Source organism: Thalassospira sp. HF15 (genome assembly GCF_011806525.1).
Classification (GTDB): domain Bacteria; phylum Pseudomonadota; class Alphaproteobacteria; order Rhodospirillales; family Thalassospiraceae; genus Thalassospira.
In genome coordinates, this window is sequence record NZ_JAAVKI010000002.1 from 22736 (window position 1) to 48600 (window position 25865).

A 25865-nucleotide genomic window follows, 5' to 3' on the forward strand; every position below is an offset into this window, starting at 1 on the left:
CTTCCCTGACAGCAAAAGACAAAACCGCTTGTAGCTCCAAATGAAAGCCGATGCATCCGGTTTATTGTGCATGGCACATCCGAGGCAATTATCCTTGGCAGGCCCGGCGTCAGAAAACGGTGTCATCATTTTGCCGTTCTTTTTGCTTGTTCTTGCGCCTCGACCGTAGTGTCATTCCTTAAAGACCCTTATTCCGCTGATCCTAGAGGCCCATGTGAAACGCGTTATCCGCCTGATCGTCCTTCTTGCCGTCCCGGTTCTGATTGCTGCTGGCCTGCACTGGCAAAGCGGCCCCGTAAATGCTGCAGGCAATGTGGCTGAACTCGCGGAGCCGACCGGGCTTGAAGCCAAGGGGCGCGATGTTCAGGTGATTGATGGCGACACCATCATGATTGCCGGACAGGTGGTTGATATCGCCGGAATGGATGCCCCAGAACTGGGTCAGCAATGCCTGCATAATGGCAGTTTCTGGGATTGTGGTATGTCTTCAGCCATGCAACTGCGTAAATATTTCGCCATGGCCCCGTTCAATGTTCATTGCTGGCCCGGCGATCAGGAACGCGCAGGCAAGGCTGATGATTTCCCGGTCATGGAATGTGGCATCGGCGAACGCGATGTTGCGGCCGCGATGATCAGCGACGGCGAAGCCATCCCGATTGCAGGCTATTCCCATCGCTATGATCGCCTGTCACGCGATGCCGATAATGCAGGTATCGGCATTCATGGGGGTGAGATGATGGCGCCCGCAGATTGGCGCGCAGGAAAACGTCTTGATGGCGAAGACGGACGCTGTCTGTTCATTGCCGACGGCAACGGAAATTACCTCAGCACCCTTGATCCGCGTTTTGCTGAGTTCGGCGCCGAAGTCAAAATTTGCAGTGACGAAGAAGCACGCCAGATGAACCTGAAATATCTTCCATCATCATTGTAATCGACTAATTTTCACCGGCAGGTGCATCTTTTGTCGTCTTCGCGCGTCTTCCTGTTCATCACTTCGATCACACAGGAGAACCAAATGCGCCTGCAACTTGCCCTGAATGTCAAAAATCTTGATCACGCCATCGCCTTTTACAGCGAAATGTTTGCAAGTCCGGTACACAAACAACGGCCGGGATATGCCAATTTCGAAATTGAAAACCCGCCGCTTAAACTGGTTTTGTTCGAACACCCGACAGCAACTGAAAACCTGAACCATATCGGGATCGAATGTCTCACTGAACAAGCGTTTGATACCGCTTCTGACCGGTTGCATCAAAGCAATCTTGTCACCAGTGACACTGCCGAAACCGGCTGCTGTCACGCAAAACAGTCCAAATTCTGGGCAACAGGGCCAGATGGACTTGCCTGGGAGTGGTATCGTATTCTTGACGATGCGCCACATGAACAGACCACCGATCAGACTTCGCCCGGTGCAACCTGTTGTGGCCAACAACCCGACAAGACAACGAACCCCGATCAGGTGTGCTGCGCTTAAAGAACCATGAAGTTTGCATCAACACATCACACAAATTCGGACTGGCAGGCCTTGCAAAAAGGCCTGCACCGTTTTGTCTTTCGTCGCCTGCCCCAAGAAGCGGTTGACGATGTGGTCGCTGATATCCTCGAAACGATTATCCGCAGGAAATCGGATCTGCGTTCGGCGTCCAACCCTTCGGCATGGATTTATGCCGTTGCGCGCAACAAGGTCTCGGACTTTTATCGAAAACAAGGTCGCGAGCGCACAGCACTTCAGGCGCTTAATAATGACCCGACCCTGTTACCGCACGATAAAAAGGGTGACACCCACGGCTTGGATGACTGCGTGATGGGGTTCATTGGTCGATTGAGTGAAACCGATCAAACCATCCTTGAAGAAATCGACATCAACGGCACACGGCAAACAGACTTTGCCAACCAAAATGCCATTGCACTTCCAACAGTCAAAGCACGCATCCAACGCGCCCGAAATCGTTTGCGTGATCGATTGATTGCCTGCTGCCCAACTGGCAGTGAAGACGACGGCGAAGACAACAGCGGCGATGCCACAACATGCAAAGGCGCGTGCGATAACACGACGTCATGTGTACCGGGCCGGATATGATGATGTTCGGGGAAAGCTTGGAGCGGGTGAAGGGAATCGAACCCTCGTATGCAGCTTGGGAAGCTGCTGTTCTACCATTGAACTACACCCGCGAAGCGCGCGATTTATAGCCCGCTTTTTCGATCAACGCAAGCCGATGACATACCGATCCATGCAATTAATTGTCTGCCTGGAAACCAGAAAAAGTTTAGCCTTCCGGCACCATGCGCCAGATCACACTGGCATGGTCATCGGAAATCAGGATCGATCCGTCGATATAGTGTTTCACATCGACCGGACGTCCGATCACTGCACCATTGCTGCGCAAAAATCCATCGAGAAACGCGTTCTCTGCGACCGGCTTATCATTGATGAATTCCACCCTGACCACCTTGTACCCATCCGGGATCGTGCGGTTCCAGGATCCATGCAGGGCAACCAGTGCATCCTCGCCGTCAAAGGTGAAACCAAGCGGTGCATTATGGGCATTAAAGGTAAATTCCGGGAAAGTGACCGTTTCTGGCACCATCTCATCGGAAAATTGCGGGCTTCTGGTGTCGCTCCCAGCATACCACGGATAACCAAAGAACTGGCCGGGCTGGCTGGCACGATTAAGTTCCTCACGCGGAATATTATCGCCCAGCATATCTCCGCCGTTATCGGTAAACCAAAGCTCTTTGGTTTCGGGATGGAACGTCAGTCCCACCGAATTGCGAATGCCACTGGCATAAATCTGTGGTGCGCCACCATTGACGGGAATCGAGATGATCGTGCCTTCAAGGCCGCTTACCTTGCAGATATTGCAAGGGGCCCCGACCGCAACGAACAAGCGGTTGCCATCTGGCGAAAGTGCGGCATAGCGCCAACCATGATGGCGCTCATCAGGCAGATTGGTAAACAGGACACGCGGTTGACCAAGGGTTTTGCCGTCAAAATTGGTAAGGTCATAAGATACAATGCGATGCTGATCGGCCACAAACAGGGTGCCGGGCTGATAGGCAATCCCGTTGGCCAGCTTGAAGTCATCAGCAATCAGATTGACGTTTTCAGTAACGCCATCGCCATCTTCATCACTTACGAAATAAAGGTTGGGTCCGCGCGTGCCGACAAAAATGCCACCCAGTTCCGGGGCAACCGCAATCGTTCGGGCATTGCGGACTTCGGCAAACACCGTCAGGCGATAGCCGCTTTCTGCACTCAGCATTGATTGAATGCGCGCCACCCGCTCGGAAACCTGTTGGGCCTCGGCCGAAAGGTTTACCGCCGACAAGACCATGGCAAAACCGAACCCCAAACACAAACGCCCGGCCCATCGGCGTGCGGTGTGCAACTTGCGACGGAAGTCCGGGCGTAAATATTGGGTCATCCTGAATTCTCCTTGTCTGGCAATCGGCCTTACAAGGGATACGGATGTTTTTCCCTTGCCGATTAACGAGCGCGTTCAGAGATCGGGGCGTTGACCGACAATTCCATATCCCACGGGAAGTAAATCCAGGTGTCCTGGGATACTTCGGTCACGAAGCTATCGACGATTTCGCGGCCAAGCGGCTTGGCATAGACCGTGGCGAAATGCGCCTTTGGCAGTTTTTCGCGCACCGCCTTGGCTGTTTTGCCGGTATCGACCAGATCATCAATGATCAGCATATCGGTGCCGTCACCTTCGATGTCTTTCAGCCATTCCAGATCGCCGCGCGTCTTGTCAGAGTAGCTGCGAATACACACCGTATCAATCAGGCGAATATCAAGTTCGCGTGCAATAATCGCCGCCGGGACAAGACCGCCACGGGTGATTGCCACGATTCCCTTGTACGGGCCTTTTTCCAAAAGTCGCCATGCCAGTGCACGGGCGTCGCGATGCATCTGTTCCCAGGAAACCGGGAAACCTTTGTTATAAGCAGCTTCGCTCACAAGAATTCTCCTGCGCCAGATCGGTTCGCTAAATGAATGTGCCCGGACACCCCCACAAGGACGTCGTCATCCAGACCCGCATTCCACAAAATCAAGCCGCTTAACTACGCCGAGTTGGGCACGAAGGCAAGTCCTCGCTGGCTCGTTTGACGTTTGTTACTGCGAATTCATCCGCGCTTGGAGCAATGTGGAAAAATCTCTGCCAAGTTTTTCGACGGGCTTTGACCAGTCACCCGGCTGTTCCTGACGGTAGATGCGCATGGTCGGGTACCAGGGGCTGTCGGAGCGATCAACCATCCAACGCCAGTCGGTTGTATAAAGCTGCAGCATCCAGACCGGAATACCAAGCGCGCCAGCAAGATGAGCCGGTGAGCTGTCGATTGTGATCACCAGATCCATCTCGCGCATCAGCGCTGCACTATCGCCAAAATCGTTAATGTGATCGCCCAGATCCGTGACAAAGGCATGCAGGCCAAGCTTGTCGATATCGCCCCGTCGCTCATCAACCTGGAAGCTGTAAAACGCAGCCCCTTTGGCCGAGAGGATCGGCAGAAGGGTTTCAAGCGGGCAGGATCGATCCCGCGGGTTCAGCTTGCCCGCCCAGATCAAACCGACCTTAAGGGCCGTTCCCGGTGGCGGTGCCAGTCGGGCGCGTTTGCCTTGCGGTGGCGACAGATAGCTATCTGTCGAGATTTTCTGAAGGTCGTTTTCCCCGATGCCCATCACATGCGGCAGGCTGAGAAGCGGCACATGCACATCAAATTCCGGAAGGGCGCGGCCCTTTTCAACCACAGTGCCAACACCGGGTACTGTCTTCATGATCGGGATCAGTTCCTTGCGACATTCCAGGATCACATGCCCGGCCTTTTTCGCCACCAACGGCACAAAGCGGGCAAACTGGATCATGTCGCCAAAGCCCTGCTCGGCGCGCAGCAAAATCCGTTTGCCACGCAAATCCAGCTTGCCATCCCATTCCGGGGCACTTTCAAGCGGTCGGATCGGATTGTCGGCAAGTTTGCGGCGCGTTTCATACCCCGCCCAGCCTTCGCCGTAGTTACCAAGCGCAAGATGAGCCAGCGCCCTGTCCCAATTGGCATCGACGTAATCCGGATCAATCGTAAGGGCGCGCTCGAAATAGTCGAGCGCCTCTTCGAAGCGGTTCATGTCGCGATAAACAAGGCCAGCATTAAAAGTGTGTGACTTGATCGTGTCATCAAGTTCAAGTGCCTTGTTGTGCGCGACAAGTGCCTCGTCAAAGCGCATCATTTCACGTAGGCAGTTCCCCATGTTCGACCACATGCCTGCATTTTGCGGGCGAATATCCGCAGCACGGCGATACGCGATCAGCGCAGCATCGAATTTCTTGCTTCGGCGCAAGGCGACGCCAAGGTTGTTCCAGACATCCGGTTGATTGGGGTTCTGACGAAGGGCTGTGCTGTACAGGCGAATAGCATCATCAATCTGCCCCGCCTGATGGGCGGCAAGCCCGCGCTGAAACAGATCGCTGATCACTTGCCGCCGTTGCACGGCGACGTCGGCACTTTGCTGTGCAGCTGCACTGTTTGTCGATGCCGCAACATCATCTCTATTGGGGGTCGCTTCACCGGGGTCCACAACCGCGTCATCCTGCTTGGCTGTTTTGCTTCTTGCCGAAGCTTTCGACGCCTTCTTTGCCGGTCGTTTCTTACGTGTTGTTGCCGCTTTCGCCATGCGCGTTCCCCTGTGCTTCCGCTTGCATCAGGCAGAAGCAATTGCCCTTACAGGCATTTCATTAGACGGACTATACCCTCACCGCACGCTGCGTGCACGGTGCTGCCCTATTAGCAAAAAACCTAAATTAGCAAAAAAGCCTTACCAATAAGTGGATTTCTTCATTTGGGTTATGGAAATGGAATATTCACCACGCCAACCAATTATTCTTGTCGGCGTTCCTGTATTTGGGTGAATTGCCCTAGCGCAGTGGATCGCGTTTCCGCGCGTTTTCATCAAGGCGCATCATCATCATGTCATCCAGATCGGCATATCCATGCTGGCGATACAGCGGCTGCATGTCCGCCGTCGCCAAAAGCCAGCGTTTCACACGCTGTAATTCCGGATGGGCATGCAACGCATCCAACATTTTGGCGGCAATGCCCATGCGGCGATATCCGGGATCAACAAATACATCGGCAACATAGGCAATGGCGATCTGATCACTGACCACACGCGCAAAGCCAACCTGACGCCCATCGCAATAGGCCCCGACGGGAAATGACATCTCGACAGATCGGTCGAATTCACCGCGTGTTCGCCCGGCCGACCAATAGGACGCGGCGATAAAATCATAGCAATAGGCAAGATCAATCCGTGATCGATCCAGACTGATTTCAATGGTTTTACTGCCATCTGCCATGATGGTCGTCTCGCAAAGATAATTTGATTATTTCAGGTAAACCGCAACGGCCAGTGCCGCAATCGCTACCCACATCACAAGTGACTGGCGCGAAAAGCCGCGGGATTTCCCCTGACCGTTGCTTTGTTTCCCGCGCATGGCAGAAACCGTTTCGGGATGCAGGCGAAGGCCCTGTTCTGTGAACACAGAAGACGCCTGTTCGGCCGCTTCCAAAACGCGCGGAAGACGGCGCAACATTGTGCCTGCCTGAAGGCTCGCTTCCTTGATCTTGGCTTCCGGACCAAGGTTTTCACGCATCCACTCTTCGATCAGCGGACGCGACAATTCCCACATGTTCTCATTCGGGCTAAGAATGCGCGAAAGCCCCTCGGCAACGATCATGGTTTTTTGCAGCATCAAAAGCTGCGGCTGGGTTTCCATGCCAAACTGTTCTGTGATCTGGAAAAGCTGCCCCAAAAGTCGACCAACAGAAATATCGGCCAGTTCCTTGCCAAGGATCGGCTCGCCAATCGACCGGCAGGCCTGCTGGAAGTTCTCAAGCGACTGGTTACGCGGAACATAACCCGCTTCAAAATGGACCTCGGCAACGCGATGGTAATCGCGGGTCAAAAAGCCCAGAAGCATCTCGGCAAGATAAAGACGGGTCTGTTTGTCCACCCGACCCATGATGCCGAAATCAACCAGACTGACCCGGCCGTTTTCATCAACAAACAGGTTGCCCGGGTGCATATCCGCATGGAAAAACCCGTCGCGGAAAACCTGCTGGAAGAACGCACCAGCAGCCTTGGCCAGCAGATCGGAACGATCAACACCCATGCGATCAAGGGCCTCGACATTATCAATCCGCACACCCTTGACCCGTTCCATGGTCATCACGTGTTCGGCGGTACGTTCCCAGTCAATCTGCGGGATATAATAGGTCGGGTCGTCTTCGAAATTGTCACGGAACTCCGATGCCGCCGCGGCCTCGAAACGCAGGTCCATCTCAAGATGAACACTGTCTTCAAGCGCCTTGACCGTTTCAATCGGTTTAAGACGACGCAGACGCGGCTGGGTCAGCTCGACAAGTTCGGCGATCCAGTAAAACAGATCCATATCGCGCGCAAAGCGGTATCTGATATCCGGGCGCAGCACCTTGACCGCGACTTCGCGCCCATCGGTCGTGGTCGCAAAATGCACCTGCGCGATGGATGCCGCTGCCACCGGCTCTTCATCAAATTCGGCAAACAGCATGTCAAACGGTTCGGCCAGCTGTTCGGTGATGATGCGTTTGGCAACCTTGGCCGAAAACGGCGGCAAGCGATCCTGAAGCGATGAAAGATCCGCCGCAACATCATCGCCGATCAGATCGGATCGGGTCGCCAAGGTCTGGCCGAGCTTGATGAAAGCGGGACCAAGTTCCTCAAGCGCACGGGCAAGTCGTTTACCGGGCGGCAGGTCGGATCGGCGTGAAAACGGTGCTGTCAGGCGGGCCAGAAACGCCACAAGCTTCCCGCCCGGCACAAGGGCCAGCGGAAACAACGCATCATAGCGTGCCAATGTGCGCGCCATGGCAAGCAGGCGAAAGCTGTTACGAACAAAACGGATCATGCGTCAAACGCCCTCAAATCCGCCAACCGGAATGAATGGCTGCAATCCCGCCAGACAGGTTGCGGTATTTCACCCGCTCGAACCCGGCAGCACGGATCATGGATGCAAAAGTTTCCTGATCTGGGAACTTTCGAATGCTTTCTGCGAGATACTGATACGCTTCGCGATTGCCCGCGATGAAGCGGCCAATTTCAGGCAGAAGCTTGAACGAGTAGGTATCATACAGCTTATCGAACCCCGGCACGACGACCTTGGAAAATTCAAGACACTGGAATTTTCCACCCGGACGCAGCACGCGATACGCTTCCGAAAGGGCTTCGTCGATGCGGGTCACGTTGCGAATGCCAAAGGCGATGGTATAGGCATCAACAGACTGATCAGGCAGCGGCAATTTCTGCGCATCACCAACGGTCCAGTTGATATTTTTAAGAAGCCCGTGGTCGACCGCGCGGTCGCGTCCGACATGGAGCATCTCGTAATTGATGTCACATACAGTGACAGAGCCACCACCGTTTTTCAGGAAGCGAAACGCAATATCCCCGGTGCCCCCGGCAACGTCGAGCAACTTCATGCCCGGACGCGGCTTGAGCTCGTTGATGAAGCTGTCTTTCCACAAGCGATGCACCCCACCGCTCATCAGATCGTTCATCAGGTCATATTTCGACGCAACAGTGTCGAAAACCTCGCGCACCATGGATGCCTTCTGGCTCTCGGGAACATCACGAAAACCAAAATGGGTTGTGTTTTCGCCGGTTTCGCCCGCGGCAGGGTCTGTGTTCTTGCTCATGGCCGGGAAAATAGCGCAGCAATGATTATCCTGCCAGTGGAAAGCCACGACAAAACGCAAATATCCTGTTGGAAGGCGATGGTTTCTGTTAAGTCAATCAGACGCAACAACCCTTTGTTGCCAAGATTAGAGTGAAGACAAGAACAGGATGCCCCGATGACCTGCATGGTAAAAATCTGTGGAATTAACAGCGAAGATGCCGCGATTGCAGCCATGAGTGCCGGGGCAGATGCCCTTGGATATGTCTTCTTCCCGCCAAGCCCACGCCATATCTCGCTTAAAGGCGCCAAGACGCTGACTGAACGCGTCCCCAACAGCATTTACAAGGTCGGCCTGTTTGTCGAAGCCGGCGATGAAGCACTGGAAAACGCGATCCAGGCTGGCAACCTTGATGTCATTCAGCTTCATGGCAAGGAGAGCCCGGAACGCGTCGCCAAGGTAAAGGAACGCTTTGGGCTTAAGGTCATGAAAGCCATTTCCGTCAGCACCGCGAATGACATCGAAAACGCCAAGAAAAACTATGACGGCGTTGCCGATTTCCTGCTGTTTGATGCCAAACCGCCCAAGGACAGCGTCCTTCCCGGCGGCAATGCGGTTTCGTTCGACTGGACGCTTCTGACCGGTCAGAATTTCAAAAGCAACTGGATGCTGGCCGGTGGCCTTGATCCAAGCAACGTCGCAGAGGCCGTCAAAATTTCCGGCGCCCCGTGGGTTGATGTTTCATCAGGTGTGGAACGCACCAAGGGTGTCAAGGATGCCCGCAAGATTGCTGATTTCATCCATGCGGCAAAAGGGTACTGACCGGATCATTCAGGTGGTTTAACCATTTCTGAAATGATTGGCGCAAAACTCACCGGGCAACAGTGCAATAGTGCACCCCACTGCCCGGACCGAATGCGCGCGCCATGAAACCGACTCTTCGATCTCGAACACAAAAACTTCTGCACGGTGTTGACCGGGAGTCGCGCTTTTCGCTTTTTGTGCATCTGGTTCTGGCCAGTGCAATTATCATCAACGTCATCTCAGTGATCTTTGATTCGGTCGAAGCCTTTGCCGAGCGCTACTTCTTCCTGTTTGCTGCCATCGAGATCATCTGTACGCTGATTTTTGCCCTCGAATACGGCCTGCGTGTTTGGTCAGCACCTGATAACCCGCGCTTTAATGGCCGCTTTGCGCGCCTGCGCTATATGCTGACTCCGATGGCGCTGATTGATCTTGTTGCGATCCTGCCGATCTTCCTGTGGTTCTTTACCAGCATTGATTTGCGCTTTATCCGCATTGTCCGTTTGCTGCGTTTGTTGAAATTCACCCGTTATTCCACCGGGCTTGAATTGATGTTGCTGGTCTTTCGTCAGCAGCTTGGCATTTTCGGTGCTGCCAGTGCGGCACTTGCCTGCATGCTGGTCTTTAGCGCCGGGGCGATCTATATCGCCGAACACCGTGCCCAACCTGAAGATTTCGGCAATCTGCTTGATTCGCTGTATTGGAGTGTCATCACCCTTGCCACCGTGGGTTATGGCGATGTTGTCCCGGTCACGCCATTTGGCAAGTTTCTTGCCAGCGTCATCTCGCTGACCGGTATCGGGATTGTGGCTGTTCCGGCCGGTATTCTGGCCTCGGCCTTTAACGCCGAACTACGCCGCCGCGAAAGTGAATATCGCCATCAGGCCACCCGCCAGCTCCTTGGCAAACGCCTGACCGAACGGGTCCGTCACAAGCTGCGTTCCCATCAGGAAGAACTTGGCATCAGCGAAGAACAGGCCCAATGGATCATCGAGGACATCCGTGACGTCCACCGCAATGAAAGCGATGAAATCCTGACCTGTCCGCACTGCCATCAGCCGCTTCATCTTGAGCTGCGCGATGCCGAAACAACTCCCCCGCCGCAAAAGTCTTGACGCCCGTGTTTTTTGGGCACATGGTTGAGGCATGAAAACACACGGCATGAACCCGACCCTTATTGCAAATCGTTGGTGGTGGCTCGCTTAAGCGGGCGGCCAAAACTCATGCCCTAAACATACCGGCCGCCTCATTCTTGCAGGCGGCTTTGTGTTTTCAGACCTTTCTACTTCTCTGACGATCACACAGCTCCTGCAGTGCCTGGCACCAAACAGGAGTAACAAACGTGACGACCCCGACCGACCAAACTGGCATTTCCCAGGACAGCAGCGAATATCGCTACACGACCGATGGCGGCGTTTCGGTGATCCGCCGCATGATCGAAATGCCTTACGAAAACGCAACCGAAGGCCTGATTGATGCCCTTGATGGCACCAAGGGCGTGTTGCTGTCGTCAAGCTACGAGTTTCCGGGGCGCTATTCGCGTTGGGATATGGGCTTTGATGCCCCGCCACTTGAAATCGTCGGGCGTGAACGCGGCTTTGCCGTCCATGCCCTGAATGATCGCGGTCGCGTTTTGCTGGATGTCATTTCTGGGGCTCTTGAAAACCACCCGCATGTCGAAAGCCTGACCAATGGCGACGACGGGCTTTATGGTGTGGTCAAAACGCCAGCCTCCTGGTTCCCTGAAGAAGAACGCAGCCAGCAGCCCAGCCTGTTTTCGGTGGTCCGCGCCCTTCGTGATCTGTTCGGTCACAAGGGGGATGAACGCCTTGGGCTTTATGGGGCGTTTGGCTATGACATCGCCCTTCATTTCGAACAGATCAATCTGGCGCAAGACCGCCCGGCCGACCACAAGGACATCCATCTGTTCCTGCCCGATCAGCTGGTCACGGTTGACCATGCCTCACGCGTGGCCACCCGATTTGACTATGAATTCATTGTCCCCGATGGCCGCAGCACCGCAGGGCTTGAGCGCATCTCACAACCCCATCCGCCATCGCGCGGCAACAACGCCGCCATCGAAAACGACATGAAACAGGGCGAATATGCCGCCATTGTTGACGATGCCAAGCAACGCTTTGCCCGTGGCGAATTGTTCGAAGTTGTTCCCAGCCGCGTTTTCCGCACCCCTTGCGACACCAAACCCTCGGAAATTTTCCGCCGTCTCAAACGCCGCAACCCAGCCCCCTATGGCTTCCTGATCAATCTCGGTGACGGCGAACATCTGATTGGCGCGTCACCGGAAATGTATGTCCGGGTCAAGGGACAGCGCATCGAAACCTGCCCGATTTCCGGCACCATTGCCCGCGGACGTGACGCGATTGAAGATGCCGAAAACATCCGCACATTGCTGAATTCGACCAAGGAAGAATCGGAACTCACCATGTGCACCGATGTCGATCGCAATGACAAGGCACGCGTCTGCAAACCGGGCAGCATCCGCATTCTGGGTCGTCGTCAGATCGAAATGTATTCCCGCCTGATCCATACGGTTGACCATGTCGAAGGCCGTTTGCGTGATGGGTTTGATGCGCTTGATGCCTTCCTGACACATTGCTGGGCGGTAACCGTCACGGGTGCGCCCAAACGGGCCGCCATGCAACATATCGAAGCCGTCGAACGCAGTGCACGTGCATGGTATGGCGGGGCGATTGGGGCGGTTCTGTGCAATGGCGATCTCAATACCGGCCTGACGCTGCGGACCGTGCGGCTCAAACAGGGTGTTGCCGAAGTCCGCGCTGGCGCGACACTTTTGTTTGATAGCGAACCCGATGCCGAAGAAGCCGAAACCGTGCTGAAGGCGTCGGCGATGATTGATGCTGTCACCCGCGATGCAAAGGACGATGTCGCCCTTGACCCGGCAGTATCTGGCGTCGGCAAACGCGTGCTTCTGATCGATCACGAAGACAGCTTTGTGCAAAACCTTGCCAGCTACATCCGCGCGACGGGGGCAGAAACCCTGACCCTGCGGCCGGGCTTCCCCGATCAGGCGTTTGAGGATTTCAAACCTGATCTGGTGTTCCTGTCACCCGGTCCCGGGCGGCCGGATGACTATCACCTGCGCGACAGCATCGAACGTGCCCTTGCTGCGGGCTTGCCGGTGTTCGGGGTTTGCCTTGGTCTGCAGGGGATTGTCGAATTCTTTGGCGGATCACTGGGTCAACTTGTCACACCGATGCATGGCAAACCGTCAAAGGTGAAACTCGATACAACTGATCCGCTGTTTGAGGACCTGCCCGAAGACATCGTTGTCGGACGCTATCATTCCCTGTTTGCCAAGGCCGCTGAAATGCCGGCCGACCTTGAGGTAACGGCGCGCAGTGACGACGGGGTGATTATGGGCATCCGCCATAAGTCCCTTCCGATCAGTGCCGTGCAGTTCCACCCCGAAAGCCTTCTGACCCTTCAGGGCGATGTTGGCATGCGCATGATCGCAAACCTTCTGCGCAACCCGCATGGCGAACGCCCGGAAGAAGAAACCGACGAAACAGACAAGGACAAGGCCGCACCCGACAACAAAGCCGCCTGATGACCATCACCGCACCCTGATCTGCGGCTTTGTGCCAAGCCCCCCCTGTCAAAGGCACAAGCATGGCGCGGATCACACACAGCAACGGCCGTGCTCCTCCCTCGCGGCCGTTGCTTCTTTTTGTTCAGGACAAAACGATGGCGTAATCAGGCGTCGTCGTCATCAAGGGAACCATCAATGACGGAATAATCAGGCGGCGGGGCCTGACGGAATTTTTCCGGATCGCCTTTGCGTTTTTCGCGCGTGCGCGAAATCCATCCGCCATACTGACCTTCCGGCTTGGGTTCGGTCGGGCCGCCCGCACGCACCGGACGTGGCGCAAACCGACCCAGATTGATCAGCCGGTCATACATCACGATATTGGCGGCAATCGCCACATTCACACAGAAGCTCATCGGGATCTTGATGATGAAATCGCATTTTTCCTGCATTTCATCCGACAGATTTCCACGCTCTGGCCCAAGGATATAGGCTGCCTGCGACGGGTGCTTGAAGCTTGGCAGTTCAATTGCATCGGGTGTCAGTTCAATGCCCACCAACCGGCATCCCGATGGCAGCAACATGTTGTCGTGATCCGGGAAATGGTAGTAGGGCATCTGTTCGCCCGACTTTGACGTGTCGGTAATGTTGGAGCGTTCCTGGCGAAAAGCCGCATCCACCGTGAACGCAAAGCTCGCGCCAAAGGCATGGGCGGAACGAAACAGGGTGCCCACATTCAAAGGCTTGCTTGCCCCTTCAATTCCAATCCCGAAATAGCCGCGCATATCTTCCTCCGTGCCGCACCACTTGGCACTGGCCAAGCTGATGCGAAAACATCTCCATAAAAAGAAACTGCAACGGGCTATACCCCCCTGCGCGCGATAAGGCAAGCACACCACCGGCAATGCTGCTTCCCGAGCAATGAGCAATCAGGCCAAAACAATTTGGAACATGAATGCGGCTGTTTCGTTGACTAAGACAAAGGGCAAAACATCCCTTGATCGAGCAAACCGTCAACCAAAGCAGGAGACGATCATGAATTGGGACCAAATCGAAGGACGTTGGAAACAGCTTACCGGTGACGTCAAAAAACAGTGGGGTCGCCTCACCGACGATGATGTCGATGCCATTGATGGCCAGCAAGACAAACTGGTCGGACGAATTCAGGAAGCTTACGGCATTGAACGTGAAGAAGCTGACCGTCAGGTCCGCGAATGGTTCAATAGCCTTTAAAAGATGTGATTTTGGCCATAACAGGCCATTACAGGTTCGTTTCGCATGCAGCATCAACTTCCTCCCCTTGATTGCTGCGCGTGAAACTGCTTTTTATGGCAGGGAGCTTCATCGCTCCCTGCCATTTGCGTTTTGGAGACCTTTTTTCATGCCCGTCAAATCCCCCTGCATCGGCACCTGCGTGCTCGACCCGAAATCAGGCTATTGCATGGGATGTTATCGTACCGGTGATGAAATTGGCGCCTGGATGGGCATGAGCGACGGAAGCAAAAAGCGTGTAATCGCCAAGGCAAAGCAACGCCGCGTCTCAGGCAAAAAAGAAGTTCCCGCCGCCTGATCAATGACGGATCAAACCGTCCCGCTCGGATTTGGTGATGCCAAGGCCGGCTCGTCTTCGACTGCAAACGAACTTTCCTGTTTTGCCACCCGTGTCGGAGCTGTTCTTGGCAAGGTAATCTGGAAAACCGTCCCCGCCCCTGGCATAGAAGAGACCTTGATCTGCCCACCCAACGTGTTTTGCACAACATTCATCACGATTGCCAGCCCCAGACCCGTGCCACTGCTTGACGCTTCAAGCGAATAGAACGGCTCGAAAATCCTGTCCTGATTTTCCGAAGAAATGCCAATCCCGTCATCGGCGACTTCCACAAGGTAATAATCCGCGTCACGCGCGCTGACCCGGATACTGATCACACCTTTTTCACGCCCGACAAACGCATGCTGATGGGCATTCATGATCAGACTGAGGATCACCTGATCCACCGCATCGCTATAACTGTTCATTTGCGCGGTTTGGGGCAAAGTCGTGCTCAGCTGTACACCGGTTTTTGCAAGCTGATTGCGCAGCGTTTTAACCAGATCGGTGATGACCTCGGCCAGATCAAAAACACGCTGCGTATGCACAGTTTGATCAGTCGCTGTCTGATTGAAATGCTTCAAAAGATTTCTGGTGCGCTGGATGTTCTTTTGAAGGATCCTGTTACCATCCAACAAGGCTTCAATCATCTCCATGCGTTCCTGATCAACTTCACCTGCCTTCATCAGGCATTGCTGCAGCTCTTCAAGGTCCTCAGACATGGTTGTGCTGACCGTCAGCGCATTGCCAAGCGGTGTGCGCATTTCATGTGAAACACCGGCAACAATCCGGCCAAGGGCCGCATGGCGACCCTGCACCATCAGGTCTCTTGTCAGCAGGGCCTGAAGCTTTACGGCCTGTCGGCGCCGCAACATCAGGTAACCGATCCCGCCCGATACCACGAAAATCAGCGCCAGCATGAAGGCCACAAAAACAAGCATGATCGTTATGTTCCCCGACCAGGCTTGGTAAGATGGCGCACTTGAAACCAAGTGCAAGCGCGGCTCTTCGGCCAGTACAATTCCCCCGGAAACGCTCGAAAGCAGCTTTTCAACCGGTAAGGTTTCAACCTCATAAAGACGGTCTTCAAATTCGAAACCGGCCTGTGCCTCGACCGACGCGATACGATGCCAAAGATCGGGGTATGAACTGGCGATCGTCGTCCCGGCTTCAAGCATGAAGCCCCAATTAAGACCGTTCTGCTCACCGGCAAGCCAATAGCCTTCGGGGTTGAAAAGCTCCGTTCGGGAATCGGTCCCCCTTGCAGCACCAAATGTTGCAAGGGGTGTGGCCATATCCAGATTGACGACGAGATATCCGACAATCGATTGGTCGGCTGTTGTAATCGGCGCGACAAGCCGAGCGGTCGGTCGCAGGGGCTGTTCTATCTCTCCATTTTCAACATTCAGATCGAGCTTGCTGACATATACCTGACCCGGACGCAGGGTTTCTGCCGCCTCAAAATAATACCTGTCCGACTTGTCCTGAAGTTCTTCTTGGGACATCACAAGTACATCCTGCCCACGAGCATCAACCCTTACCGCTTCCATGCCACTTGGCAACAGGACCCGAAGCTGACTGAACCGCTGAACTTCCATGGCAAGCTTGCGAAAGTAGTTAATTACTTCGTCTGGTCGGGCCTCAAAGTTTTGAATTGCCGGGTTCAACATCGAGGTATGCAAGGTCTGAATGGACGTCTCGTACCACTGACGAATGTCAGCAGAACGATGTGTCACATCGACCACGAGACTGCGAACGGTCTGTTCGTCTTCGCGACTACTTTCGACCTCAATCCAGACAGCTATAAGACCAAAGAAAAGCAGCGCCCCGGTCAACGCCAAAACACCCGTGACACGCCAGAAATAGCCATTCTGAAACCATCGGGATTCCCGCCCGTCAACAAGGGGGATTGCTACATTTTGATCGGTCATGGACAACGGATCAGTTTCTGTCATCGTTTGTTCGTCCGTTCAGGTTCCAGTCTTTCAACCACGCGACAAACTTGTCGGGTGCAAGTCCGGCGCTATAAAGGAACCCTTGGGCAAACTCGACACCAAGGCTTTGGCAGAATTTGTGCTGTTCGCGAGTTTCAATGCCCTCTGCAACGCAGTCAATTCCAAGCGTCTGTGCAATCCCTGCTGCCGTTTCGGCAACATGGGTTGCATGATTTTCCGCCGACAGCACGCTAATAAAGGATTTGTCGATCTTGATGCCACACACCGGCAGAATATCAAGATGCGTCAGGGACGAGTATCCGGTGCCAAAATCATCAAGCCAAAGCTCAAACCCTTCCTCGGCCAGTTTCTGCACACATGCTGTAGCATCACCGTCATTGGTAAAATGCTGGGTCTCGGTGATTTCAAAACATATCAGTTCCGGACCAAGTCCAAGCCGGTGACAGGCTTCAAGCAACTGTTCGACAAAGTCCATATTACCGATATCGTGCGCAGCAAGATTTACCGCCGCCTTAAGGGCAGGAAGGTTTTCCTGTTGCAAGGACCGGTTCAAATCGCTGACGGCCTCAAGACACTGGAAGGTGATATCGTCACTTAGTCCGGCACGCTCGGCAAGCGGGATAAACCGACCGGGCGAAACCGGCACGCCGTCATCTGTCCAACGGCAAAGAACTTCGTATCCGACGACACGTTCGCTGGCCAATCGGATCTTGGGCTGGAAGACAAAGGTCAGGACACGATCCTGAACGGCCTGACGCAATTTGCCAATCAGACGCAACGAGTCCTGCACGTCATCAGCCATTGACGATTCGAATTCTGCCGTACCGCCCGGACCTTTCTGTTTTTGTTTTAACAGAGTCAGCCGTGCGGCACGCTGAATGTCGCTTGAACGCCGCCCCTGCGGATTACCACGCACCACGCCAATGGTGGCCCGAACAACCACCGGGCTTCCGGCAACCTCGAACGGTTCATCAAAGATGTTTTCCGCAGCAGAAACTTCGAATTTTCCGGTACTGTCAACAAGTCCCAATGTGTATTCTGCTACCCGGGCTACCAGCACTGTGTTACCGGCGATCCTGTGCAAACGCTGATACACCGCGTTCATGATTTCTTCGAAGTAATTGACGCCAAACGCAACAACAAGTTCGGCGGCATCCTCAATCGCAACCATTGCGACCAACGTATGATTACTGTCACCGCGCGTGACATTCATCAGTTCCCGATCAAAGGCGTTTTGGTTGGGAATCCCAACGCGCTGATCAACAAATGCCAATTCGCCCAGCTCGGTGATCAACGCGAGGTTGTCGAAACAGATCGCCAGATTTGTAACAAAAAGCTCCGTCAGAACGATGTCTTGCCGGCTCAGGCTCTGCTCATGTACAAAATAGATCAGCAAACGTCGACCGGTATCGCTTTGATGGCTAAATACCATCTTGTCGCCGGAAACCACTGGTCCCTGACCATTTCTCAAACTCTTGTGAATCAGATCCTTGTCGATTTCATCGACCTCGAACAACTTGCTTCCGACATGCGGGGCAAACCGGCCTGTCCCTGAAAGAACAACCAGTTCGTCTTCACTGTCGGGCAATTCGGCCAATGCACAAATCCCGCCAGCAGGACTGACACGCAAGATCGCGGCAAGCTGTGTCAGGACACCTTCAGCAAAGAGATCAAGGTTCTTGTTCTGGTATAGATGCTGTGTGCCTTCGATCACCATTTCCAGTCCGGCGCGCGTTCCCTTGAGCGCACGGATATAGTCAACGGCTCTGATTGCTGTGGTAAGCGAGGTGACAAGACGCGTTCGCGTCAACTCGTCCTTTGACCAGTAATCATCAACTTCATAATTGCGAATAACTTCTTTCTCCGGCGCATCCCCGGGGTACCCCGTGCGCAGGATAATGCGTTGCTCCCGATACCCTTCGGCACGGATTTCCTCGACCAGCCGCAATCCGCTATCGGGACGTTCCATCACGACATCAAGAAGGATCACCGCAATATCGGTTTCCTGATGCAGGATTTCTAAGCCTTCGCCTGCAGAATACGCATGGATCAGTTCAAGTGACCGCCCAAGGATTTTGACGCGAGATAACGCGTAATCAGTTGCCTCATGCACATCTGTGTCATCATCAACAACCAGAATGCGCCACTTTGCATCTGTCTTGGGCACATCTTCGATGTATGAACCTGTCTTGGACAGCCAGGTTTCGATTGTTGCCGGATCTACCAAATGTTTCTTCCCTTGTTCATGCGTCATGGCACTCCCGAAAAATCGTTCGGCCAAAAGCTTATTGTTATTGGGGCGTGGACAGAAAACACCCTTGCGCAGGCACGAAACGAACTTCCCACCATGAAAACTATACGTTCATATATCACTTGCTAATTTTCGATATGGGATCGGTTGAGCCGGCGTTCCAGACCGTCATCACGCAAATTTTGTAGCTTTTCCTGACGCAAAGTGACCTTTGGACATCTACCTTCGTTACAGGTGCGAACGACGCGCCAATTTTCAACCTTTGGATTAATGATTGCATTGAATTTGCACGTATAAAAATAGTTGGTCGGCGTTCGGTTGCGTCACTGCGCGGTTGGCGATATCTGTTGAGAAACAAAATGGATGAACAAACCGATGTCTGACACACCGCCATCCTCATCCGCCCTGCGCCAAATGCTGCGTCGTGCTGTGCGTGGTGCGCTTGCAACCATCGCACACGGCCATAAGCAGATCGGTAACGGCTGGCCCGCTGCCTCGATGGTGGTCCCGACCTGCGATATCGATGGCTGCCCGATCTTGCTGATTTCCGATCTTGCTGATCACACCCGCCACATCAAGGCCGACAGCCGTGTTTCTCTTCTGGTGACCGAGGCCGACCTGATTGCCTCTGCCACCCCGGATACCGGCATCCAGACTGATACCGCCAGACTGACCGTTTTTGGCCGCGCACGTCTGGTTAACGAGCCCGAAGATCTTAGTTGGATCCGTCAGCGCTATCTGCAGGCCCATCCGGACGCCGCCCAATATGCCGATTTTGCTGATTTCGGTTTTTACAGGCTGGATGTCGAGGCGGCCTATTGGGTCGGCGGATTTGGCAAACAACGCCGACTGGGGGGCGACAAGTTCATTCCCACCGATGTCACCGCTCTGGTTAACGGGCATGACGATATCGTTGCCCATATGAATGCCGATCATCTGGACGCCCTTTCCGACATTGTTGGTCACTACACCACTGCTGACCCCGAAGCTGGGTGGCAGATGCAATCGATTGATTGCGATGGTATCGTTCTGACCCCGAATTCGGCGGATATCGCAGCGCTCAGAATCGACTTCCCGCGGCCGATCGGGACTCCGGCTGAGGCGCGTGAAATTTTGGTCGAAATGTGCAAAAAATCGCGCGCATAAATCGTACTATTTGTATTCCGAACATTAAACCCGCGACCCTGAAAACCGAATTTTCAAAAACGCAAAAATCGCTACGTTTTCCTAGGTATTAGGCAAAAGGAGCGGTTGCTTTTAAGACACCTTTGTAACAATATGTCTCAACGCCGTCGATTACCCACAATTGGCAGTGTAGAATTAGGACATTAACCCCCAGATTTTAATCCCACCAGGAGAGTTTCGTGCTGCAATCAGGACCCGTTGTCAGCCGTGTAGGCCTTGAAACCCATGGCCTCAAAAACCTTGGCGCCGTTCACTGGAATCTTGACGCTGCCGGCCTTTATGAACATGCGATCCGTCGCAACGAAGGTAAAATCGCCAAAGGCGGTGCCTTTGTCGCCCTGACAGGCGAACATACCGGCCGTTCCCCGCTTGACCGTTTCATCGTCGAAGAAGAAAGCACCAAGGCAGATATTGATTGGGGCGATGTAAACCGCCCGGTCAGCCCGGACGTATTTGAGCGCCTGTATCAGAAAGTGCGCGCATATTTCCAGGGCACCGAACTGTTCGTTCAGGATTGCTTTGCCGGTTCCGATCCGCGTTTCCGCCTGCCGGTCCGCGTCATCAACGAAAATGCATGGCATAACCTGTTTGCCCGCAACATGTTCATCCAGCCGCAGAAAGAAGAACTGCGCGACTTCGCGCCGGAATTCACCATTCTGCATGCACCGGGCCTTCAGGCAGACCCGGAAGTCGACGGTACCCGCTCCGACGTCTTCGTGATGGTCAGCTTCGAGCGCAAAATGGTTATCATCGGCGGCACTTGGTATGCCGGCGAAATGAAGAAATCGATCTTCTCGGTTCTCAACCACATCCTGCCGGCCAAAGGCGTTATGCCGATGCATTGCTCGGCCAATATGGGCAAGGATGGCGACACCGCCGTCTTCTTTGGCCTGTCGGGTACCGGTAAAACCACCCTTTCGGCTGACGCGTCACGCACGCTCATCGGTGATGACGAGCACGGCTGGGGCGAAGACGGCGTCTTCAACTTCGAAGGCGGCTGCTACGCCAAGGTCATCAAGCTTTCCAAGGAAGCCGAGCCGGAAATTCACGCCACCACCGAGCGTTTCGGTACGGTTCTTGAAAACGTTGTGATGAACAAGCAATCGCGCGAGCTTGACCTCGACGACGCCCGTCACACCGAGAACACCCGTTCTTCCTATCCGATCGAATTCATTCCGAATGCATCGGACAGCGGTCGTGGTGGTCACCCGAAAAACATCATCATGCTGACCTGTGATGCGTTTGGCGTTCTGCCGCCGATCGCAAAACTTTCCTCGGCACAGGCGATGTATCACTTCCTGTCGGGCTACACCGCAAAAGTTGCTGGCACCGAAAAAGGTGTCAAGGAACCGACTGCGGCATTCTCTGCCTGCTTTGGTGCGCCGTTCATGCCGCGTCATCCGTCGGTTTACGCCAAGCTGCTTGGTGAAATGATGGAAAAACACGAAGCCAATTGCTGGCTGGTCAATACCGGCTGGTCCGGTGGCGGTTATGGCGTTGGTTCGCGCATGAAGATTGCCTACACCCGTGGTCTGCTGAACGCGGCGCTCAATGGCGATCTGGAAAATGCCGACTTCGCAACCGATCCGTTCTTCGGTCTGGCATATCCGACGGCCTGCGGCGACATCCCGGCAAGCGTTCTTAACCCGCGTGAAAGCTGGAATGACAAGGCTGCCTATGACAAGGCTGCCGCCAACCTGACCGGTCTGTTCGAAAAGAACTTCGCGAAGTTCGAAGAACATGTGACCGACGATGTGCGCGAAGCAGCCATCCGCAACAGCGCAGAAGTCAAAGCCGCCGAGTAAGATCGGATGCAACCTTTAGAAAAGGCCGGTGTTAAACACCGGCCTTTTTTGTTTGGCGCAACACACCTTCTGATTGCGGCGCAACAATTCTGTTCGCACATCAGGCGATATATCTGATAGTATCTTGATACCGTTGCACAATTTGAATTGTTTTAAACGTAGTTGCGATGAACAGGGCCGTTGTCACCCCATACCACTTTGTGTTGCGCTGCGTGGACAGCATATGCGGGTTTGTCCGCTTTGATCTCGCATCCGGTTTTCTGACGCTGTTTTTATATCTCTGCCTTGCCGGGGGCGCCCATGCTCAGAACAGCCTGATTTACCCACCCGGCGCCCAGCAAACCGTTACACTTGCCTGCAATCCGTTCCCGCCATCGAAAATTGCCTCCGATGCCGCTTTGCCGGGCTACGATGTTGAAGTCCTGCGTGCAGCATTTGCCTCACGCAACATCACCCTGATCACGCCGTTTTATCCTTGGCGCCGCGCCTATTTTCTGGCCCGTACTGGAAAGGTCGACGGTTTGTGCTCGTGCAGCTACCTGTCCGAACGCGAAGAGGACTTTTTCTATTCCTATCTGCTGGGGCATGTCCGTGTGGCAATCTACGCTATTGGAAACACGGCACTCGACACGATCAATGAAATCAAGGACGCCAAGAACATGACGGTTGGCGTCGTCAGCGGCTATAGCCTTGAGGCATCTGCCCGCAAAGCCGGACTGGATGTTCTGCTGGTCAATAGCGAGACCACCTTGCTTCATATGCTGTTGTCACGGCGTCTGGATGTCGCGCTGTCCTACAAGGCACCAATGGATTATCAAATGCACGCCGCAGACCATGACATCACCGAGATCAATACGATCGAGTCCAAAGTGATTTCCAACAATCCTTACTTTTCCTGCATCTCACGCAATGCCAAAAATCCAGAGGCATTGCTGAAGGAACTCAATACTGGCCTCGCTGCCATCCGGGAAAATGGCCTTTATGACAAGATCCTCACAAAATACGGCTTTTTCAAATAAGACAATAACCCACAGCAAGACTGACAGGATCAATCACCCCACGGCCTTGGTAACGCGTTTGGCATTCATCTTTTGGCAACGGCATCGCGCCAGTAAAGACTGATATCGGCTTCCGGTTTTCCGAAAAGATACCCCTGCGCATAGTCAAACCCGGCCTTGGTAACAAGTTCGCGCATCTTGTCAGTCTCGATCATCTCCGCGACCACCTCGACATCGATCTCGTGGCAGAGGTCGACCAAGGAGCGCAAAAACGCCAATCCCTTGCTGGTCTTGGTGGATTGGCGGATCGATTCCCCGTCAATCTTGACATAATCGATATCCATCGCACTCAAATAGCGGAAGTTGGATGCACCGGTTCCAAAGTCATCAAGGCAAATCTCGACACCGAATTCCCGGAACCGACCAACCCATTTGGCAGCCGTATCAATATCGCTGATTTCCGCCGTTTCGGTGACCTCGAGCATCAATTGGCCAAGAGCATCCTGATTACGTTCAAATAGCGCGACAACAGACCGGCAGAAATCCGGATTTTCAAGTGAATGACCGGATATATTCACGGCAACCCGGGCAGTTATCCCCTGATCAAGTTGCGATCTGATCCATTTGATGTTTCGGCGCAGCATCGCCAGATCAAGGCGATGGACCATATTCACCTGTTCAGCAAAAGTGATCAGTTCTTCGGTTGGGATCAACTTCCCCTCATCATCGTAGAACCGCACAAGCACTTCGAAATGATGGATTTCGGCTGTCGGCAGGCGCACGATCGGTTGGTAGACGGTATCAAAATTCAGCTGATCAACGCGCATGCCGAAATCCTGCATGGCAGAAAAGGTGTTGTTGACCAGATTATCGGCCTGCCCGATCAGACGCGAAAACGTAAAGCTGTGTTCCTGACGCTCACAGAACCGACGGATGGAATACAAGACCCCGCGCGCCAGATCGCCCGGCGGAATGACTTCGGCTGTAAAATCGGTCACAGTTGAACTGACCTCGATCCCAACCCCGGCCGGGTCAGCATCGCGAACGCATTCCCCAATACGCTTTTCAAGTTCGCCAATTGGCACATCTGGTCTGTGCAACATACCAAACTGCTCTGCACCGAGCCGCCCAGCCGTATCCCCCGCGACCGAATGGGCGCGCAAAAATGCACCGACACTGGCCATCAGTTCGGCCTTTTCAACCTGCTTCATGCGCGCACACAGCGGATCAAAGGCATTGAGTGTCATCAACGTGAATTTATGTTCTGCACCGGTTTCGCGTTGCGCCATCAGTCGTTCAGTCACGACCTTCGACAAGCTTTCTTCATCCAGAAGACCCGTCGCATTGTCGCGCTGAATCGTCGCAGCAACATCGGGTGAAAGCGCATTGATCGCCACACGCAGGGCGACAAAAAAATGATCGCCAAGATCCGGCAGGAAATAGCCGCTCATGGAAACCGGCGGGCTTAGCATATCGTCCTGATGGTCAAACCGGACCCGGATATTGTCCATGCGTCCCCGACGGCGGGCAACCTGCAACATCTCGGTCACAAGGGGACGAAACTGCTTGGCCAGAAACCCGGTAAACGGTTTGCCAGACAAATCCTGCGGCAGGCGTCCCAGAATCCCGTCGGATGCACCAGAGGCAAAAACAATCCGCAAGTCCCCATCCAGCTCAAGAAGAAGATCCCCCCAGACGAAGGCCAATGCCGCGAAACGGTTCCTCTCATTGCGCAGTTCGGTTGTTCGAGCTTTTAATAGTTTATCCAATGCATCCTCTCCGAGCCTAAAGGCGGTTTCCTCTTCCCCCGAACGTGGAAAACCGTCCCGATTGCCTTAATGGCTTTTGGTCATTTTCGCCGTTTCTGCTTAACAAGGGTTTTACAGAACCGGAAATTCCTATGCAGACGGATAATAATATCCTCACCAGACGTTCAAGGCCGACCGCGCGTATCCTTTTGCGCCGCGGCACCAGGAAAACCTCATATATGTTTGGTCTTGTTGAAATTTTTAAACCCCTGCCCGCTTTTCACCGGCAATCGGGTATTTGCAGCAAAATCGAAATGACCGTCCGGACAAGGATGATTGATCCTGATGGTATGCAAGTCCGTATGGATCGCTTACAAATGTCGGCTGCCTGACATGCGCATCAGCCATGTCCGTGCACCGCCCAACCAATGCACATCCCGGAAGGCCCTGATCATGACGACCGCCCCGAAACGTAAAACCGCACTTCCCCGCGTTGACGATGACAGCGTGCTGATCTTTGATCTCGACAACACGCTCTATCCGGCGGCCTGCAATCTGTTTTCACAGGTGTCCGACCTGATTGGTCAATATGTCCGCGATGCGCTTAAGCTTGAAGCCGGTGAAGCCTATCGGGTGCAAAAGGATTACTTCCACCGTTATGGCACCACCCTGCGTGGCCTGATGACAGAACATGAAATCGACCCGGCCGATTACCTGGCCAAGGTCCATGACATTGATCTTTCCGTGGTAGACCCGGCACCGGATCTTGCACGTGCGCTTGATGACCTTCCCGGCCGCAAACTGATCTTTACCAATGCGTCGCGCGGTCATGCCGAACGGGTAATGGATCGCCTCGGCATTGCCGATCATTTCGAAACCATCTTTGACATTGTCGATGCCGATTACATCCCCAAGCCCAAGCAGCAACCCTATGACCTGCTGCTGGCGCGCGATCGTATTGACCCGACCCGTGCTTTGTATTTCGAAGATATGGCCAAAAATCTCCTTCCGGCCAAGGACATGGGCATGACCACCGTCTGGGTGCACACCGATCTCGAATGGGCGCGTGATGGCCGTGACGATCCGCGCATTGATCATCAGACCGACAACCTTGTCGATTTCTTGCGCGGCCTTTCAGACGGGTCGTAAACCTGCTGGCGCTTTAGCGCGCGATATTGTAACGCACCAAAGTCGGATCAACTGCCGGGTTTGGCCGATTTGTCATCGTTCCAGGATTGAGCTTGGCGG

At 54.1% G+C, this 25865-nt stretch carries 23 protein-coding genes and 1 tRNA gene; 13 read left to right on the forward strand and 11 right to left on the reverse strand.

Going from position 1 to position 25865, the window contains the following annotated elements:
• The first annotated feature begins 214 nt into the window (after positions 1 to 214).
• The 3 genes from HED22_RS03630 to HED22_RS03640 all read left to right on the forward strand — a co-directional run bounded on the left by HED22_RS03630 (position 215) and on the right by HED22_RS03640 (position 2080).
• Complete coding sequence (locus HED22_RS03630) at positions 215 to 931, forward strand: thermonuclease family protein (RefSeq protein ID WP_167719132.1); 717 nt, start codon at positions 215 to 217, stop codon at positions 929 to 931.
• A gap of 84 nt (positions 932 to 1015) precedes the next feature.
• On the forward strand, positions 1016 to 1474 hold the full coding sequence (locus HED22_RS03635; protein WP_167719136.1) for an ArsI/CadI family heavy metal resistance metalloenzyme: 459 nt from the start codon (positions 1016 to 1018) through the stop codon (positions 1472 to 1474).
• 6 nt (positions 1475 to 1480) lie between these two features.
• Positions 1481 to 2080 (forward strand): sigma factor, encoded by a 600-nt coding sequence (locus HED22_RS03640; RefSeq protein ID WP_167719139.1) that lies wholly within the window; start codon positions 1481 to 1483, stop codon positions 2078 to 2080.
• Between the two features lie 18 nt (positions 2081 to 2098).
• Here the strand turns inward: HED22_RS03640 and HED22_RS03645 are convergent.
• The 7 genes from HED22_RS03645 to ubiE all read right to left on the reverse strand — a co-directional run bounded on the left by HED22_RS03645 (position 2099) and on the right by ubiE (position 8736).
• Positions 2099 to 2172, reverse strand: a tRNA-Gly gene (locus HED22_RS03645).
• Between the two features lie 95 nt (positions 2173 to 2267).
• Positions 2268 to 3425, reverse strand: a complete 1158-nt coding sequence (locus HED22_RS03650) for a sorbosone dehydrogenase family protein (protein WP_167719142.1) — start codon at positions 3423 to 3425, stop codon at positions 2268 to 2270.
• Positions 3426 to 3487: 62 nt separating this feature from the next.
• Positions 3488 to 3967 carry a xanthine phosphoribosyltransferase gene (gene gpt / locus HED22_RS03655; protein ID WP_167719144.1) on the reverse strand — a complete coding sequence of 160 codons (480 nt, stop codon included), beginning with the start codon at positions 3965 to 3967 and terminating at the stop codon, positions 3488 to 3490.
• A 156-nt stretch (positions 3968 to 4123) separates the two neighbouring features.
• Positions 4124 to 5677, reverse strand: a complete 1554-nt coding sequence (locus tag HED22_RS03660; protein ID WP_167719146.1) for a tetratricopeptide repeat protein — start codon at positions 5675 to 5677, stop codon at positions 4124 to 4126.
• A 241-nt stretch (positions 5678 to 5918) separates the two neighbouring features.
• The gene (locus HED22_RS03665; protein ID WP_167719149.1) at positions 5919 to 6359 is read right to left on the reverse strand and encodes a GNAT family N-acetyltransferase; all 441 of its coding nucleotides are present in this window, start codon (positions 6357 to 6359) and stop codon (positions 5919 to 5921) included.
• Positions 6360 to 6386: 27 nt separating this feature from the next.
• On the reverse strand, positions 6387 to 7949 hold the full coding sequence (gene ubiB / locus HED22_RS03670; RefSeq protein ID WP_167719152.1) for a 2-polyprenylphenol 6-hydroxylase: 1563 nt from the start codon (positions 7947 to 7949) through the stop codon (positions 6387 to 6389).
• A gap of 13 nt (positions 7950 to 7962) precedes the next feature.
• Positions 7963 to 8736 carry a bifunctional demethylmenaquinone methyltransferase/2-methoxy-6-polyprenyl-1,4-benzoquinol methylase UbiE gene (gene ubiE / locus HED22_RS03675; RefSeq protein ID WP_167719155.1) on the reverse strand — a complete coding sequence of 258 codons (774 nt, stop codon included), beginning with the start codon at positions 8734 to 8736 and terminating at the stop codon, positions 7963 to 7965.
• 156 nt (positions 8737 to 8892) lie between these two features.
• On the opposite strand from ubiE, the gene HED22_RS03680 reads away from it, so the two are divergent.
• The 3 genes from HED22_RS03680 to HED22_RS03690 all read left to right on the forward strand — a co-directional run bounded on the left by HED22_RS03680 (position 8893) and on the right by HED22_RS03690 (position 13108).
• A complete protein-coding gene (locus HED22_RS03680; RefSeq protein ID WP_167719157.1) occupies positions 8893 to 9537 on the forward strand; it encodes a phosphoribosylanthranilate isomerase in 645 nt (214 codons plus the stop codon).
• A 104-nt stretch (positions 9538 to 9641) separates the two neighbouring features.
• Complete coding sequence (locus HED22_RS03685; RefSeq protein WP_167719160.1) at positions 9642 to 10634, forward strand: ion transporter; 993 nt, start codon at positions 9642 to 9644, stop codon at positions 10632 to 10634.
• Between the two features lie 227 nt (positions 10635 to 10861).
• Positions 10862 to 13108, forward strand: a complete 2247-nt coding sequence (locus tag HED22_RS03690; RefSeq protein WP_167719163.1) for an anthranilate synthase component I — start codon at positions 10862 to 10864, stop codon at positions 13106 to 13108.
• A 146-nt stretch (positions 13109 to 13254) separates the two neighbouring features.
• On the opposite strand, the gene HED22_RS03695 is transcribed toward HED22_RS03690, so the two are convergent.
• Complete coding sequence (locus HED22_RS03695; protein WP_062953674.1) at positions 13255 to 13872, reverse strand: RNA methyltransferase; 618 nt, start codon at positions 13870 to 13872, stop codon at positions 13255 to 13257.
• A 250-nt stretch (positions 13873 to 14122) separates the two neighbouring features.
• Here HED22_RS03695 and HED22_RS03700 point away from each other — a divergent pair, with 250 nt between their 5' ends.
• Entirely contained in the window at positions 14123 to 14320 is a 198-nt protein-coding gene (locus HED22_RS03700; protein WP_167719165.1) for a CsbD family protein, read from the forward strand.
• Between the two features lie 148 nt (positions 14321 to 14468).
• Positions 14469 to 14657 (forward strand): DUF1289 domain-containing protein, encoded by a 189-nt coding sequence (locus HED22_RS03705; protein WP_167719168.1) that lies wholly within the window; start codon positions 14469 to 14471, stop codon positions 14655 to 14657.
• An 11-nt stretch (positions 14658 to 14668) separates the two neighbouring features.
• Here the strand turns inward: HED22_RS03705 and HED22_RS03710 are convergent, their stop codons facing one another.
• Together HED22_RS03710 and HED22_RS03715 are read right to left on the reverse strand one after the other, a co-directional pair.
• Positions 14669 to 16630 (reverse strand): sensor histidine kinase, encoded by a 1962-nt coding sequence (locus tag HED22_RS03710; protein ID WP_167719170.1) that lies wholly within the window; start codon positions 16628 to 16630, stop codon positions 14669 to 14671.
• On the reverse strand, positions 16617 to 18884 hold the full coding sequence (locus HED22_RS03715) for an EAL domain-containing protein (RefSeq protein WP_167719172.1): 2268 nt from the start codon (positions 18882 to 18884) through the stop codon (positions 16617 to 16619). The genes HED22_RS03710 and HED22_RS03715 overlap by 14 nt, the downstream gene beginning before the upstream one ends.
• Before the next feature lie 372 nt (positions 18885 to 19256).
• Here HED22_RS03715 and HED22_RS03720 point away from each other — a divergent pair, with 372 nt between their 5' ends.
• The 3 genes from HED22_RS03720 to HED22_RS03730 all read left to right on the forward strand — a co-directional run bounded on the left by HED22_RS03720 (position 19257) and on the right by HED22_RS03730 (position 22890).
• Complete coding sequence (locus tag HED22_RS03720; protein WP_167719174.1) at positions 19257 to 20027, forward strand: HugZ family protein; 771 nt, start codon at positions 19257 to 19259, stop codon at positions 20025 to 20027.
• A 218-nt stretch (positions 20028 to 20245) separates the two neighbouring features.
• Positions 20246 to 21871 (forward strand): phosphoenolpyruvate carboxykinase, encoded by a 1626-nt coding sequence (locus HED22_RS03725; RefSeq protein ID WP_167719177.1) that lies wholly within the window; start codon positions 20246 to 20248, stop codon positions 21869 to 21871.
• A gap of 167 nt (positions 21872 to 22038) precedes the next feature.
• On the forward strand, positions 22039 to 22890 hold the full coding sequence (locus tag HED22_RS03730) for an ABC transporter substrate-binding protein (RefSeq protein ID WP_167719180.1): 852 nt from the start codon (positions 22039 to 22041) through the stop codon (positions 22888 to 22890).
• Between the two features lie 65 nt (positions 22891 to 22955).
• On the opposite strand, the gene HED22_RS03735 is transcribed toward HED22_RS03730, so the two are convergent.
• Complete coding sequence (locus HED22_RS03735) at positions 22956 to 24638, reverse strand: EAL domain-containing protein (protein WP_167719182.1); 1683 nt, start codon at positions 24636 to 24638, stop codon at positions 22956 to 22958.
• A 131-nt stretch (positions 24639 to 24769) separates the two neighbouring features.
• Here HED22_RS03735 and HED22_RS03740 point away from each other — a divergent pair, with 131 nt between their 5' ends.
• Together HED22_RS03740 and HED22_RS03745 are read left to right on the forward strand one after the other, a co-directional pair.
• On the forward strand, positions 24770 to 25009 hold the full coding sequence (locus HED22_RS03740; protein WP_167719184.1) for a hypothetical protein: 240 nt from the start codon (positions 24770 to 24772) through the stop codon (positions 25007 to 25009).
• A gap of 61 nt (positions 25010 to 25070) precedes the next feature.
• Complete coding sequence (locus tag HED22_RS03745; RefSeq protein ID WP_167719187.1) at positions 25071 to 25766, forward strand: pyrimidine 5'-nucleotidase; 696 nt, start codon at positions 25071 to 25073, stop codon at positions 25764 to 25766.
• Positions 25767 to 25865 lie beyond the last annotated feature (99 nt).

Bases quoted from the DNA above. Each gene is read 5' to 3' on its own strand.
- HED22_RS03635 (WP_167719136.1), top strand. From the start codon at position 1,016: ATGCGCCTGCAACTTGCCCTGAATGTCAAAAATCTTGATCACGCCATC.
- HED22_RS03640 (WP_167719139.1), top strand. From the start codon at position 1,481: ATGAAGTTTGCATCAACACATCACACAAATTCGGACTGGCAGGCCTTG.
- HED22_RS03650 (WP_167719142.1), bottom strand. From the start codon at position 3,425: ATGACCCAATATTTACGCCCGGACTTCCGTCGCAAGTTGCACACCGCA.
- HED22_RS03660 (WP_167719146.1), bottom strand. From the start codon at position 5,677: ATGGCGAAAGCGGCAACAACACGTAAGAAACGACCGGCAAAGAAGGCG.
- HED22_RS03665 (WP_167719149.1), bottom strand. From the start codon at position 6,359: ATGGCAGATGGCAGTAAAACCATTGAAATCAGTCTGGATCGATCACGG.
- ubiB (WP_167719152.1), bottom strand. From the start codon at position 7,949: ATGATCCGTTTTGTTCGTAACAGCTTTCGCCTGCTTGCCATGGCGCGC.
- ubiE (WP_167719155.1), bottom strand. From the start codon at position 8,736: ATGAGCAAGAACACAGACCCTGCCGCGGGCGAAACCGGCGAAAACACA.
- HED22_RS03680 (WP_167719157.1), top strand. From the start codon at position 8,893: ATGACCTGCATGGTAAAAATCTGTGGAATTAACAGCGAAGATGCCGCG.
- HED22_RS03685 (WP_167719160.1), top strand. From the start codon at position 9,642: ATGAAACCGACTCTTCGATCTCGAACACAAAAACTTCTGCACGGTGTT.
- HED22_RS03695 (WP_062953674.1), bottom strand. From the start codon at position 13,872: ATGCGCGGCTATTTCGGGATTGGAATTGAAGGGGCAAGCAAGCCTTTG.
- HED22_RS03700 (WP_167719165.1), top strand. From the start codon at position 14,123: ATGAATTGGGACCAAATCGAAGGACGTTGGAAACAGCTTACCGGTGAC.
- HED22_RS03705 (WP_167719168.1), top strand. From the start codon at position 14,469: ATGCCCGTCAAATCCCCCTGCATCGGCACCTGCGTGCTCGACCCGAAA.
- HED22_RS03710 (WP_167719170.1), bottom strand. From the start codon at position 16,630: ATGACAGAAACTGATCCGTTGTCCATGACCGATCAAAATGTAGCAATC.
- HED22_RS03715 (WP_167719172.1), bottom strand. From the start codon at position 18,884: ATGACGCATGAACAAGGGAAGAAACATTTGGTAGATCCGGCAACAATC.
- HED22_RS03720 (WP_167719174.1), top strand. From the start codon at position 19,257: ATGTCTGACACACCGCCATCCTCATCCGCCCTGCGCCAAATGCTGCGT.
- HED22_RS03730 (WP_167719180.1), top strand. From the start codon at position 22,039: ATGAACAGGGCCGTTGTCACCCCATACCACTTTGTGTTGCGCTGCGTG.
- HED22_RS03740 (WP_167719184.1), top strand. From the start codon at position 24,770: ATGCAGACGGATAATAATATCCTCACCAGACGTTCAAGGCCGACCGCG.
- HED22_RS03745 (WP_167719187.1), top strand. From the start codon at position 25,071: ATGACGACCGCCCCGAAACGTAAAACCGCACTTCCCCGCGTTGACGAT.